Genomic DNA, 13,551 nt, shown 5'->3' on the forward strand with positions numbered 1-13,551 from the left:
CCATGGGTTATCCGGACCTGACCGGGCCCCGGATCCGCATGAGGAGCGCTCTTGCCAGACGAGGTCCAGCCACTCTCCGCCGCGCAGCCCGACCCGCAGGGCGAGCCCGAGCAGCCCGCGGCCGCCGCGCCCCCGCAGACCCCGCCCCCGGCCCCCGCGCCGGCCCCGGCAGCGGCCTCGCCCCGACCCGCCCCCGCGAAGACCGGCGGCGGGTCCTCCAACCGCGTGCGCGCCCGCCTCGCCCGGCTGGGCGTGCAGAAGTCCAACCCGTACAACCCGGTCCTGGAACCCCTGCTGCGCATAGTCCGCGGCAACGACCCGAAGATCGAGACGGCGACGCTGCGCCAGATCGAGCAGGCCTACCAGGTCGCCGAACGCTGGCACCGCGGCCAGAAGCGCAAGAGCGGCGACCCGTACATCACCCACCCCCTCGCGGTGACGACGATCCTCGCCGAGCTGGGCATGGACCCGGCCACCCTGATGGCCGGCCTGCTCCACGACACCGTCGAGGACACCGAGTACGGCCTGGAGCAGCTCAGACGCGACTTCGGCGACGCCGTCGCCCTCCTCGTGGACGGCGTCACCAAGCTCGACCGGGTCAAGTTCGGCGAGGCGGCCCAGGCGGAGACCGTCCGCAAGATGGTCGTGGCCATGGCCAAGGACCCCCGCGTCCTGGTCATCAAGCTCGCCGACCGCCTGCACAACATGCGCACCATGCGCTACCTCAAGCGGGAGAAGCAGGAGAAGAAGGCCCGCGAGACGCTGGAGATCTACGCTCCGCTGGCCCACCGCCTGGGCATGAACACCATCAAGTGGGAACTGGAGGACCTCTCCTTCGCGATCCTCTACCCCAAGATGTACGACGAGATCGTCCGCCTCGTCGCCGAGCGCGCGCCCAAGCGGGACGAGTACCTCACCATCGTCACCGACGAGGTGCAGAGCGACCTGCGCGCCGCCCGGATCAAGGCCACCGTCACCGGCCGCCCCAAGCACTACTACAGCGTCTACCAGAAGATGATCGTGCGCGGGCGCGACTTCGCGGAGATCTACGACCTGGTCGGCATCCGGGTCCTCGTGGACACCGTCCGCGACTGCTACGCCGCCCTCGGCACCGTGCACGCGCGCTGGAACCCGGTCCCCGGCCGGTTCAAGGACTACATCGCGATGCCGAAGTTCAACATGTACCAGTCGCTGCACACGACGGTCATCGGCCCCAGCGGCAAGCCCGTCGAGCTGCAGATCCGCACCTTCGACATGCACCGCCGCGCCGAGTACGGCATCGCCGCGCACTGGAAGTACAAGCAGCAGACCGTCGCCGGCACCTCGAAGGTCCGTACCGACGTCCCGCAGGCGGCCAAGGGCAGCGCCGGCCACGACACGGTCAACGACATGGCCTGGCTGCGCCAGCTCCTCGACTGGCAGAAGGAGACCGAGGACCCGGGCGAGTTCCTCGACTCGCTGCGCTTCGACCTCTCCCGCAACGAGGTCTTCGTCTTCACGCCCAAGGGCGACGTCATCGCCCTGCCCGCGGGCGCCACCTCGGTGGACTTCGCGTACGCCGTCCACACCGAGGTCGGCCACCGGACCATAGGGGCCCGGGTCAACGGGCGGCTCGTCCCGCTCGAATCCACCCTCGACAACGGCGACCTCGTGGAGGTCTTCACCTCCAAGGCCGAGGGCGCGGGACCCTCGCGCGACTGGCTCGGCTTCGTCAAGTCCCCGCGCGCCCGCAACAAGATCCGCGCCTGGTTCTCCAAGGAGCGCCGGGACGAGGCCATCGAGCAGGGCAAGGACGCCATCGCGCGGGCCATGCGCAAGCAGAACCTGCCGATCCAGCGCATCCTCACCGGCGACTCCCTGGTCACCCTCGCCCACGAGATGCGCTACCCCGACATCTCCTCCCTCTATGCGGCGATCGGCGAGGGCCACGTGGCCGCGCAGGGCGTCGTGCAGAAGCTGGTCCAGGCCCTCGGCGGCGAGGACGCGGCGAACGAGGACCTGGAGGAGAGCGTCCCGCCCTCGCGCAGCCGGGGCACGCGCCGCAAGAACGCCGACCCGGGCGTGGTCGTCAAGGGCGTCGACGACGTCTGGGTGAAACTGGCCCGGTGCTGCACGCCGGTGCCCGGCGACCCGATCATCGGCTTCGTCACGCGCGGCAGCGGCGTATCGGTCCACCGGGCCGACTGCGTCAACGTCGACTCGCTCTCGCAGCAGCCCGAGCGGATCCTCGCGGTCGAATGGGCCCCCACCCAGTCCTCCGTCTTCCTGGTCGCCATCCAGGTCGAGGCGCTGGACCGGTCCCGGCTGCTGTCGGACGTCACGCGGGTCCTCTCGGACCAGCACGTGAACATCCTGTCGGCCGCCGTCCAGACCTCCCGCGACCGCGTCGCCACCTCGCGCTTCACCTTCGAGATGGGCGACCCGAAGCACCTGGGCCACGTCCTGAAGGCCGTACGCGGCGTGGAGGGCGTCTACGACGTCTACCGCGTGACCTCGGCCCGCAGGCCCTGACCCGGCACGCGAGAGGACCCCGGCACGCGAGAGGGCCCCGGCAGGCGTCATGCCCGCCGGGGCCCTCTCTGGGGTGACGGGGTCACCCCGGCCTCAGCCGCCGAACTCCTGGAGGCCCTTGAGGGCCTGGTCCAGGAGGGCCTGACGGCCTTCCAGCTCGCGCGCCAGCTTGTCGGCCTTCGCGTTGTTGCCCGCCGCACGCGCCGCGTCGATCTGGCCGCGCAGCTTGTCCACGGCCGCCTGCAGCTGCCCGGTCAGACCCGCGGCGCGCGCACGCGCCTCCGGGTTCGTCCGGCGCCACTCGGTCTCCTCGGACTCCTGCAGGGCCTTCTCGACCGTGTGCATCCGGCCCTCGACCTTGGGCCGGGCGTCCCGCGGTACGTGGCCGATGGCCTCCCAGCGCTCGTTCAGGGAACGGAACGCGGCCCGCGCCGCCTTCAGGTCCGTGATCGGCAGGAGCTTCTCGGCCTCGTCGGCCAGCTCCTCCTTGAGCTTGAGGTTCTCGTCCTGCTCGGCGTCGCGCTCCGCGAAGACCTCGCTGCGCGCCGCGAAGAAGACGTCCTGCGCCCCGCGGAAACGGTTCCACAGGTCGTCCTCGGACTCGCGCTGCGCCCGGCCGACGGCCTTCCAGTCCGCCATCAGCTCGCGGTAGCGCGCCGCCGTCGGACCCCAGTCCGTCGACTTCGACAGCGACTCGGCCTCCGCGACCAGCTTCTCCTTGGCCTTGCGCGCGTCCTCGCGCTGCGCGTCCAGGGACGCGAAGTGCGCCTTGCGCCGCTTGGAGAAGGCGGAGCGGGCGTGCGAGAAGCGGTGCCACAGCTCGTCGTCCGACTTGCGGTCGAGGCGCGGCAGCGCCTTCCAGGTGTCCACGAGCGCCCGCAGCCGCTCGCCGGCACTGCGCCACTGGTCGCTCTGCGCCAGTTCCTCGGCCTCCGTGACCAGCTTCTCCTTGGCGACGCGGGCCTCGTCGGTCTGCTTCGCCTTCTGGGCCTTGCGCTCCTCGCGACGCGCGTCCACGGTCGCGACCAGCTTGTCCAGACGCACCCGCAGCGCGGCGAGGTCGCCCACCGCGTGGTGCTCGTCGATCTGCGTGCGCAGGTGGTCGATCGCCGTCGTCGCGTCCTTGGAGGACAGATCGGTGGTCCGCACCCGCCGCTCGAGCAGGCCGATCTCGACCACCAGGCCCTCGTACTTGCGCTCGAAGTAGGCCAGGGCCTCCTCAGGGGTGCCCGCCTGCCAGGAGCCGACGACCTGTTCGCCCTCGGCCGTACGCACGTACACGGTGCCCGTCTCGTCGACGCGGCCCCACGGGTCGCTGCTCACAGCGCCTCCTCCACATGATGCCTGCGGGGGTGTTCCCCCCTGGCATCGTCCACAGTTTCCAAGGGCGGGCAGCGCCCGCCCCGCACAACGCCAACATAGGCGAACGTCGCCCCGGCTGTCCGCATCCAGCACCACGGAATCTGCCGGTCGACGGGGTCCGCCACCGCTGGGAACGGCCTCGTTACGACTGGTTCTTGGTGACCGCGGCCTTCTCGATCGTCACCGGCTTCTTCGGGGCGGGAGCCTTGTCGCCGTCGGCGACGCCCTCCTTGGCCACGTTCTCCACGATCTTGAGGCCCGCGGCGTCCATCTTCCCGAAGGGCGTGTAGGTGGGGGCCAGCGGGCTGTCCTTGTAGACCAGGAAGAACTGGCTGCCGCCGGAGCCGGGCTGGCCGGTGTTGGCCATCGCGACCGTGCCCGCCGGATAGACGACCTGGCCGTTCTGGTCGGCCTTGCCGAGGGCGTCGAGGTTCTCGTCCGCGATGGTGTAGCCGGGGCCGCCCTTGCCGGTGCCCTCCGGGTCGCCGCACTGGAGCACGAAGATGCCCTCGGTGGTCAGGCGGTGGCACTTGGTGCCGTCGAAGAAGCCCTTGTCGGCGAGCGACTTGAACGAGTTCACGGTCTGCGGGGTCTTCGCCGCGTCCATGTCGATCTTGATCTCGCCCTCGTTGGTCTTGAGGGAGAAGGCGTACTTCGCCTTGGCGTCGATGGCCATGGCCGGAGACGGCGAGGTCTTCGGCGTCGGCGTCGGCGAGGCCGACGGCTCCGCCGCCGCGTCCTTGGTGTCCTTCTTCGAGTCGAAGACGCCACCCACCGTCAGGCCGACCAGCGTCGCGATCACCACGGCTGCGGCCGCACCGGCCACCGCCGTCCGCCGCCGCGCCTTCTGCCGGGCCTTGGCCCTGCGCTCCTGCTGACGTTCGTACTTCTCCCTGGCGAGCTGGCGCCGCCGCTGATCGCTCGTGACCACCGGGTCTGTCTCCTTGTTGCCGTCGGACGGGGGGCTGTGGGGCTTGTGGTGCTTGTGGGGTGTGCGGCCGTAGCGCTGCAGGAACCGCTGAGGCCGTACCGTATATGGGTTCGCTGTGCGATGAGCGTCGCCGGTAGGCTCTGATCTGCATCAACCGCCCCTGACGATTGAGGACGAACGTGCTGATTGCCGGGTTCCCCGCCGGGGCCTGGGGGACCAATTGCTATCTGGTCGCCCCCGCCGCGGGTGAGGAGTGCGTCATCATCGACCCGGGCCACCAGGCCGCCCAGGGTGTCGAGGAGACGCTGAAGAAGCATCGGCTCAAGCCCGTCGCCGTCGTCCTCACCCACGGCCACATCGACCACGTGGCCTCGGTGGTCCCCGTGTGCGGTGCGCACGACGTGCCCGCCTGGATCCACCCGCGGGACCGCTACATGATGAGCGACCCGGAGAAGGCCCTCGGCCGCTCGATCGGGATGCCGCTCATGGGCGAGCTGACGGTGGGCGAACCGGACGACGTCCGCGAGCTGACCGACGGCGCCGTGCTGAACCTGGCCGGTCTGGAGTTCACCGTCGCGCACGCGCCGGGGCATACGAAGGGGTCGGTGACCTTCCAGGTCCCCGAAGCGGCGGCCACGCTGCAAGAACAAGGGCGTCCGTCGGTCTTCTTCTCGGGCGACCTGCTCTTCGCCGGCTCCGTCGGACGCACCGACCTGCCCGGCGGCTCCCACGCCGAGATGCTCGAATCGCTGGCCCGCGTGTGCCTGCCGCTCGACGACTCGACCGTGGTGCTGTCCGGCCACGGTCCCCAGACCAGCATCGGCCGCGAACGCGCGACCAACCCCTACCTGAGGGAAGTCGCCGTCGGCCACGGAGCGGGCCCCGCTCCACGACGAGGAATGTGACGAGTTTCGTGAGTACTTTCCAGGCCCCCAAGGGCACGTACGACCTGCTGCCCCCGCGCTCCGCGACCTTCCTGGCGGTCCGCGAGGCGATCTCCGCGCCGCTGAAGAACTCGGGCTACGGGTACGTCGAGACCCCCGGCTTCGAGAACGTCGACCTGTTCTCGCGCGGCGTCGGCGAGTCCACCGACATCGTGAGCAAGGAGATGTACACCCTCACCACGAAGGGCGGCGACCAGCTCGCGCTGCGCCCCGAGGGGACCGCCTCCGTCCTGCGCGCGGCGCTCCAGGGCAACCTGCACAAGGCCGGTCTGCTCCCCGTCAAGCTCTGGTACTCCGGCTCGTACTACCGCTACGAGCGGGCCCAGGCCGGGCGCTACCGCCACTTCTCGCAGGTCGGCGCCGAGGCGATCGGCGCCGAGGACCCGGCGCTGGACGCCGAGCTGATCATCCTCGCCGATCAGGCCTACCGCTCGCTGGGGCTGCGCGACTTCCGCATCCTGCTCAACTCGCTGGGCGACAAGGAGTGCCGCCCGGTGTACCGGGAGGCGCTCCAGTCCTTCCTGCGCGGGCTGGACCTGGACGCCGAGACCGTTCGCCGGGCCGAGATCAACCCGCTGCGCGTCCTCGACGACAAGCGGGCCGACGTCCAGAAGCAGCTCGTCGGCGCTCCCGTGCTGCGCGACTACCTGTGCGACGCGTGCAAGGCGTACCACGAGGAGGTGCGGGCGCTGGTGACGGCGGCCGGAGTGGTCTTCGAGGACGACGAGAAGCTCGTGCGCGGCCTCGACTACTACACGCGCACCACCTTCGAGTTCGTCCACGACGGTCTGGGCTCCCAGTCCGCGGTGGGCGGCGGCGGCCGCTACGACGGCCTGTCCGAGATGATCGGCGGGCCCGCGCTGCCGTCCGTCGGCTGGGCGCTGGGCGTCGACCGCACGGTGCTGGCGCTGGAGGCGGAGGGCATCGCGCTCGACATCCCGGCGGCCACCGCGGTCTTCGCGGTCGCACTGGGCGAGGACGCGCGCCGCGCCCTCTTCGCCACCGTGACCGAGCTGCGCCGGGCCGGCATCGCGGCGGACTTCTCCTACGGGGGCAAGGGCCTCAAGGGCGCCATGAAGGACGCCAACCGGTCCGGGGCGCGGTTCACCGTCGTCGCCGGGGACCGGGACCTCGCCGAGGGCGTCGTCCAGCTCAAGGACATGGAGTCCGGGGAGCAGAGCCCGGTCGCCCTCGCGGACGTGGTGGAAGCGGTGCGTACGAAGCTCGCCTGACCTCGTTGCCCGGTGGCCGCCCCGGCGGCCACCGGGCCTTCGGGGCGGTGTCCTTATCCGCACCGAACGGTGGCCCACGGGCCCCGTGCGGCACAATGGCCCCTGCTTGTCGACCTTGCTGGCGCAGATGTGGGAGAGCGGCCGTATGACGACCACCACCGGTAGTGACGTTCCGCGGACCGTCGGCGCGAGCCGGGCGCTGGCCTGGCTGCTGGTGATCACGGGAGCCGCGGGCCTGCTCGCCGCCTGGGTGATCACCATCGACAAGTTCAAGCTGCTGGAGGACCCGAACTTCAAGCCGGGCTGCAGCCTGAACCCGATCGTCTCCTGCGGCAACATCATGACCAGCGACCAGGCGTCCGCCTTCGGCTTCCCGAACCCGATGCTCGGCCTGGTCACCTACGGGATCGTCGTCTGCGTCGGCATGAGCCTGCTGGCCGGCGCGCGCTTGCGCCCCTGGTACTGGCTGGCACTCAACGCGGGCGCCCTCTTCGGCGTCGGCTTCTGCACCTGGCTGATGTACCAGTCGCTGTACCGCATCAACTCGCTGTGCCTGTGGTGCTGCCTCGCCTGGGTCGCCACGATCTTCCTCTTCTGGTACGTCACCGCGCACACCGTCCGCGAGGGCCTGCTCCCCGCGCCGCGTTGGCTGCGCGGCTTCTTCGGCGAGTTCGCCTGGGTGCTGCCCGTCCTGCACGTCGGGATCATCGGCATGCTGATCCTGACGCGCTGGTGGGATTTCTGGACCTCGTAGCCCGCACCCGCGGCGCTGTCGGTGGGCTGGCATAGGCTTCCGGTGTGGAACCAGACCTCTTCACCGCAGCCGCCGAGGACCGCCAGGAGAAAGACCCGTCGAGTTCTCCGCTCGCCGTGCGGATGCGCCCGCGCACCCTGGACGAGGTCGTCGGCCAGCAGCATCTGCTCAAGCCGGGCTCGCCGCTGCGGCGCCTGGTGGGTGACGGCGCGGGCGGACCGGCCGGCGCCTCCTCGGTGATCCTGTGGGGACCCCCCGGCACCGGGAAGACCACCCTGGCGTACGTCGTCAGCCAGGCCACCCAGAAGCGGTTCGTGGAGCTGTCCGCGATCACCGCCGGGGTCAAGGAGGTCCGCGCCGTCATCGAGGGCGCCCGCCGCGCCGCCGGGGGGTACGGCAAGGAGACCGTCCTCTTCCTCGACGAGATCCACCGGTTCAGTAAGGCCCAGCAGGACTCCCTGCTCCCCGCCGTGGAGAACCGCTGGGTCACGCTCATCGCGGCGACCACCGAGAACCCGTACTTCTCGATCATCTCCCCGCTGCTCTCGCGCTCCCTGCTGCTCACGCTCGAACCGCTCACCGACGAGGACCTCACCGCCCTGCTGCGGCGGGCGCTCACCGAGGAGCGCGGCCTGGGCGGGGCGGTCACCCTGCCGGCCGACGCCGAGGCGCACCTGCTGCGGATCGCGGGCGGTGACGCGCGGCGCGCGCTGACCGCGCTGGAGGCGGGGGCCGGCTCGGCCATCGCCAAGGGCGAGGCCGAGATCACCCTCCAGACGGTGGAAGAGGCCGTCGACCGGGCCGCGGTGAAGTACGACCGGGACGGCGACCAGCACTACGACGTGGCCAGCGCCCTCATCAAGTCGATCCGCGGCTCCGACGTGGACGCGGCGCTGCACTACCTGGCCCGGATGATCGAGGCGGGGGAGGACCCGCGGTTCATCGCGCGCCGCCTGATGATCTCGGCGAGCGAGGACATCGGCCTCGCCGACCCCACGGCCCTGCCGACCGCCGTCGCCGCGGCCCAGGCCGTGGCGATGATCGGTTTCCCGGAGGCCGCGCTGACCCTGAGCCACGCGACGATCGCGCTGGCGCTGGCGCCCAAGTCGAACACGGCGACCACCGCGATCGGGGCCGCGCTGGCCGACGTCCGCGCGGGGCTGACCGGGCCGGTCCCGACGCACCTGCGGGACGGGCACTACAAGGGGGCGGCGAAGCTCGGGCATGCGGTGGGGTACGTCTACCCGCACGACGTACCGGGCGGCATCGCGGCGCAGCAGTACGCGCCGGACGAGATCCACGGCAAGCGGTACTACGAGCCGACGCGCTACGGGGCGGAGGCGCGGTACGCGGACGTGGTGGAGAAGGTACGGGAGCGGCTGCGCGGGAGCGGCTGACAGCGCCGGGGTCAGTGACCGGCGGCGGCGAAGAGCGAGTGCATCGCCCGGCGCAGACCGCCGATGTCGCGGACCGGCGCGGGGAAGTCGAAGCGGGCGTCGAACGGGCCGCCCGTACCGCCGGTGAAGCGCACCCGCAGGCCGAGGCGGTCCAGGGCGAGGGGGACCGCGTCCAGTCCGGCGCCGCCGCGCGGGCCGAGCAGGCCGCACAGTTCCCGGACCCGGTCCGCGTGCCGGGCGTACAGGTGCTGGAGCAGCTCGGTCTCGTGGGCCACCATCGGGTCCGGCGCGGCGCCCGCCAGCTCGTCGGGGTCCACGTACCCGGCGCCCCAGAGGTCGTCGACGGTGATCTCGCCGACCTCCAGCCGCAGCAGCATCCAGGCGGGCCGCCCGTAGCGGCCGGGCGCGGGTTCGGGATCGAGGGCCTCGCCCATGCCGAGCAGTTCGCCCACCGGATGGCGCGCGGCGAGCAGTGCGGCGCAGGCCGCGCGGTCGTCCCCGCGCACCGGAGTGAGCCAGCCCGCCAGCCGGGCGCGGCCTCGGATACGATGGGGAACGGACACCGGCGCCACGTCCGTGATCTCGATCACGGCGGTGAGGTCGTCGTCCTGGGCGTGAGCGGCCGCTCTGGCAGCCGCGGATTCCCCTGACACAAGGAGAATCACGTCCCCGTCCGGGGTGACGGTCCGAGCGGTCGGCACCCCCGTCCCGAACTCTTCGGTCGCCCGGCAGTCACGAGCACCCGGCAGAGTGAGGGATACTGAGGCGTTGGACTCTACGAGGGTTCGTACGCGTTCGGCTCCGGTGAGCTGCCGAACGCCTTCCCTGGGACGCGGCTGACCTTGCTTATCGTCGTCGAAAGCAGATTCCGTTTCGTTGGAATCTGAACTTCGTCGCGCACTGGGCAGGGGGATCCCATGTGGTCGAGACATTACGTCCTCCTCGCTAAGGTAAGCCTCACCTAACTTACATGGAGGTAGGTTCCACGTGAACCAGAAGCGACCCAAGGTCAAGAAGTCGCGTGCCCTCGGCATTGCGCTGACCCCGAAGGCCGTCAAGTACTTCGAGGCCCGCCCCTACCCGCCGGGCGAGCACGGCCGTGGCCGCAAGCAGAACTCGGACTACAAGGTGCGTCTGCTCGAGAAGCAGCGTCTGCGCGCCCAGTACGACATCTCCGAGCGCCAGATGGCCCGCGCGTACGACCGCGCGAAGAAGGCCGAAGGCAAGACGGGCGAGGCGCTTGTCGTCGAGCTCGAGCGTCGCCTCGACGCCCTGGTCCTGCGTTCGGGCATCGCCCGCACCATCTACCAGGCGCGCCAGATGGTCGTTCACGGCCACATCGAGGTCAACGGTGGCAAGGTCGACAAGCCGTCGTTCCGTGTCCGCCCGGACGACGTCATCACGGTCCGCGAGCGCAGCCGCGACAAGCACCCCTTCCAGGTTGCTCGTGAGGGTGGCTACGCCGGCGAGGGTGAGGCCCCCCGCTACCTGCAGATCAACCTGAAGGCCCTGGCCTTCCGCCTCGACCGTGACCCGAACCGCAAGGAAATCCCGGTCATCTGCGACGAGCAGCTCGTCGTCGAGTACTACGCCCGCTGATTTCCCTCAGCGAGCGCGGTCCTCACAGGCTGTTCGTCTCGACGGAAGCCCGTCCGCTCCCCTTCGGGGGAGGGGGCGGGCTTTCCGCCGTTCCGCGCGGCCGCGGCACGCCGGCCTCCGCGCCCCGCGCGGTCCGCGGCTCCGGCCCCCGCAGCGCCCGCTCCACCACGGCGTCCAGCTCCAGCCCGCTGCCGTGCCGGGCCCCCGCCGCGTACCGCTCCGCGCCCAGCAGCTCGCTCGCCTGCTCCTGGCACATCACCCGCGGCGCGTTGAAGTAGGCCGAGCCGAACAGCCGCGGCCCCACCGCGCCCCACAACGGCTCCGCCGCGCCCTGGAGCACCGCGGCCTCCGCCGGTTCCCCCTCGGCGACGGTCACCAGCGCCAGCAGTTCGAGCGCCAGGACCAGGCCCAGCAGGTCGTGGAACGCGTGGTTGATCTTCACGCACTCGGCCAGCAGCCGCCGTGCCTCGGCCGCGCCGCCCGCGTCCAGGGCGGCGTAGGCCAGGACGTACAGCGCGTACGCCTTCGCCCAGCGCTCCCCGCGGTCCTCGCAGATCTCCCGGGCGTCCTCGCACAGGGCCAGCGCGCCCGCCAGGTCCCCCTGGAACGCCAGCGCCATCGCCAGCTCCACCTGGCACATCAGGACGTTGCTGTTCAGCTCCCCGGCCTCCCGGTAGCGCTCCAGCGCCGCCCCCAGCAGCTCCCCGGCCCGCACCATGTCGTCGCGGAGCAGCGCCAGGCAGCCCATCCGGTGCACCGCGTAGGCCGTGGCCACCGGGTTCCCGGCGGCGAGGGCCGCGTCCCGGCACTCGTGCAGCGCGCTCATCGAGGCCACCGCGTCCCCTTGGAGCGCGGCGACGTACCCCAGCACCCACAGGGCCTTCAGCCGCGCCGGTTCGTGCTCGGCGCCCTGGCGCCCGGCCTGCTCCAGCGAGCGGTCCAGCCAGAGCCTGCCCTCGGTGAGCCGCCCGCAGCCCGCCCAGTAGAACCACAGGGTCCCCGCCAGGTACTGGCCCAGGTGCAGCTCGTCGGGATCCTCCAGGCAGCACTCCAGGGCGAGCCGCAGGTTCGCCAGCTCGGCCTCCACCAGCGCCGCCACCTCGTGCTGGCGCGGACTGAACCAATCCAGCTCGCACCAGGTCGCCAGGCCCATGTACCAGTCGCGGTGGCGCCGCCGCAGCCGCACCGCGTCCCCCAGCGACTCCAGCCAGCAGGCCCCGTACATCCGTACGGTCTCCAGCATCCGGTAGCGGGTCCCCGCCGGGGTCCGCTCGCGCACCAGCAGCGACTGCGCGAGCAGCTCGCCGACCAGGTCCAGCACGCTCTCCACGGGCAGGTCCGGGCCCGCGCACACGTACTCGGCGGCCTCCAGGTCGAACCGGCCCGCGAAGACGGACAGCCGCGCCCACAGCAGCCGCTCCGCGGCCGTGCACAGCTCGTGGCTCCAGCCGATCGCCGTCCGCAGCGCCCGGTGCCGGGGGAGCCCCCCGCGCCCGCCGCCGGTCAGCAGCGCGAACCGGTCCTCCAGCCGGACCAGCACCTGCGCCGGGGACAGCGTGCGCAGCCGCCCCGCCGCCAGCTCCAGCGCCAGCGGGATCCCGTCCAGCCGGTCGCACAGCTCGGCGACCGCGGCCCGGTTCTCGTCGGTGACCGCGAAGGACGGGTCGGCCGCGGTCGCCCGGTCGGCCAGCAGCGCCACCGCGTCTTCCGTGCCGAGCGGGGCCAGCGGGAAGGACCGCTCCCCGGCCAGCGCGAGCGGCCGGCGGCCGGCGGCCAGCACGCACAGGCCGGGGGAGCGGCGCAGCAGCTCGTGCACCAGCTCGGCGCACTCGTCGACCAGCTGCTCGAAGCCGTCCAGGACCAGCAGCAGCCGCCGGGGAGCCAGGTGCTCGGCCAGGACGGTCCGGGGCGGCCGGGTCGTGTGGTCGGTGAGCCCGAGGGCCTCGGCGAGCGTCAGCTCCAGCAGCGCGGGGTCGCGCACGGCCGACAGCTCGGCCAGCCAGACGCCGTCGCAGTAGCGTTCCTGCGCCTGCGCCCGCGCCTCCCGGGCGGCGGCGAGGACCAGCCGGGACTTGCCCACCCCGCCCACTCCGGTCACCGTCACCAGGCGCGCGGTGCCCAGCAGCCGCGCCAGCTCGCCCAGTTCGGGGCCCCGGCCGACGAAGCCGTTCAGCTCCGAGGGAAGATTGCCGTACGGCGCCGTGCCGGGAGGAGAGTCGTCGGGTCGTCGCATGGGACACGGAGGGTACTCGTCCGGATGCGATGCGTACAAGGCGCCTGCTCCGGGTCACGAATTCCGGTAGGGGTGCGGATCTCCGGCGCGATAGGGTCGGGGGACGAGTTTTCAACACGCAGAGAGCGGTGCAAAGTGTCCGGTGGAGAGGTGGCCGGGATCCTCGTGGCCGTCTTCTGGGCGATCCTGGTCTCGTTCCTCGCGCTCGCGCTGGCGCGACTGGCCCAGACGCTGAAGGCGACCACCAGACTGGTGGCCGAGGTGACCGAACAGGCGGTCCCGCTGCTGGCGGACGCCTCCACGACCGTACGCTCCGCGCGCACCCAGCTCGACCGGGTCGACGCCATCGCCAGCGACGTCCAGGAAGTCACCTCCAACGCCTCCGCGCTCTCCAGTACCGTGGCCTCCGCCTTCGGCGGCCCGCTGGTCAAGGTCGCGGCCTTCGGCTACGGAGTGCGCAAGGCGCTCGGGCGCAAGGAGGCGGCGGCAGCGGCCCCGAACGGCGCGCCCGCGCGGACACCCAGGCGTACCGTGATCGTCGGGCGCACCGTGCCGGCGGCCCGGCGCCGGAAGCAGAAGGACTGAGAC

11 protein-coding genes are annotated in these 13,551 nt (G+C 71.7%); 7 read left to right on the forward strand and 4 right to left on the reverse strand.

All coding sequences use genetic code 11. The features are described 5' to 3' along the window. The first annotated feature begins 51 nt into the window (after positions 1 to 51). Positions 52 to 2,511: a RelA/SpoT family protein gene (locus AC0693_RS19070; protein WP_478802357.1), complete on the forward strand. Its 2,460-nt coding sequence runs from the start codon at positions 52 to 54 to the stop codon at positions 2,509 to 2,511. A 93-nt stretch (positions 2,512 to 2,604) separates the two neighbouring features. On the opposite strand, the gene AC0693_RS19075 is transcribed toward AC0693_RS19070, so the two are convergent. After that, entirely contained in the window at positions 2,605 to 3,834 is a 1,230-nt protein-coding gene (locus AC0693_RS19075) for a DUF349 domain-containing protein (protein WP_356412101.1), read from the reverse strand. Positions 3,835 to 4,015: 181 nt separating this feature from the next. Then, on the reverse strand, positions 4,016 to 4,804 hold the full coding sequence (locus AC0693_RS19080; RefSeq protein WP_469320081.1) for a peptidylprolyl isomerase: 789 nt from the start codon (positions 4,802 to 4,804) through the stop codon (positions 4,016 to 4,018). A gap of 179 nt (positions 4,805 to 4,983) precedes the next feature. Here AC0693_RS19080 and AC0693_RS19085 point away from each other — a divergent pair, with 179 nt between their 5' ends. The 4 genes from AC0693_RS19085 to AC0693_RS19100 all read left to right on the forward strand — a co-directional run bounded on the left by AC0693_RS19085 (position 4,984) and on the right by AC0693_RS19100 (position 9,131). Further along, positions 4,984 to 5,709 (forward strand): MBL fold metallo-hydrolase, encoded by a 726-nt coding sequence (locus tag AC0693_RS19085; RefSeq protein ID WP_478802358.1) that lies wholly within the window; start codon positions 4,984 to 4,986, stop codon positions 5,707 to 5,709. Positions 5,710 to 5,717: 8 nt separating this feature from the next. Then, the gene (hisS, locus tag AC0693_RS19090; RefSeq protein ID WP_478802359.1) at positions 5,718 to 6,980 is read left to right on the forward strand and encodes a histidine--tRNA ligase; all 1,263 of its coding nucleotides are present in this window, start codon (positions 5,718 to 5,720) and stop codon (positions 6,978 to 6,980) included. Between the two features lie 145 nt (positions 6,981 to 7,125). Continuing rightward, entirely contained in the window at positions 7,126 to 7,734 is a 609-nt protein-coding gene (locus tag AC0693_RS19095; RefSeq protein WP_469320084.1) for a vitamin K epoxide reductase family protein, read from the forward strand. Between the two features lie 44 nt (positions 7,735 to 7,778). Continuing rightward, entirely contained in the window at positions 7,779 to 9,131 is a 1,353-nt protein-coding gene (locus AC0693_RS19100; protein ID WP_356412110.1) for a replication-associated recombination protein A, read from the forward strand. An 11-nt stretch (positions 9,132 to 9,142) separates the two neighbouring features. Here AC0693_RS19100 and AC0693_RS19105 read toward each other — a convergent pair whose 3' ends face one another. Further along, on the reverse strand, positions 9,143 to 10,063 hold the full coding sequence (locus AC0693_RS19105; RefSeq protein WP_478802360.1) for a DUF2470 domain-containing protein: 921 nt from the start codon (positions 10,061 to 10,063) through the stop codon (positions 9,143 to 9,145). Between the two features lie 55 nt (positions 10,064 to 10,118). On the opposite strand from AC0693_RS19105, the gene rpsD reads away from it, so the two are divergent. Beyond that, positions 10,119 to 10,730, forward strand: a complete 612-nt coding sequence (gene rpsD, locus AC0693_RS19110) for a 30S ribosomal protein S4 (protein WP_283451479.1) — start codon at positions 10,119 to 10,121, stop codon at positions 10,728 to 10,730. A 22-nt stretch (positions 10,731 to 10,752) separates the two neighbouring features. Here rpsD and AC0693_RS19115 read toward each other — a convergent pair whose 3' ends face one another. Continuing rightward, positions 10,753 to 12,963: an ATP-binding protein gene (locus AC0693_RS19115; protein ID WP_478802361.1), complete on the reverse strand. Its 2,211-nt coding sequence runs from the start codon at positions 12,961 to 12,963 to the stop codon at positions 10,753 to 10,755. 135 nt (positions 12,964 to 13,098) lie between these two features. On the opposite strand from AC0693_RS19115, the gene AC0693_RS19120 reads away from it, so the two are divergent. Then, positions 13,099 to 13,548: a DUF948 domain-containing protein gene (locus tag AC0693_RS19120; RefSeq protein WP_356412115.1), complete on the forward strand. Its 450-nt coding sequence runs from the start codon at positions 13,099 to 13,101 to the stop codon at positions 13,546 to 13,548. Positions 13,549 to 13,551 lie beyond the last annotated feature (3 nt).

The organism is Streptomyces sp. NPDC043876 (assembly GCF_056435825.1).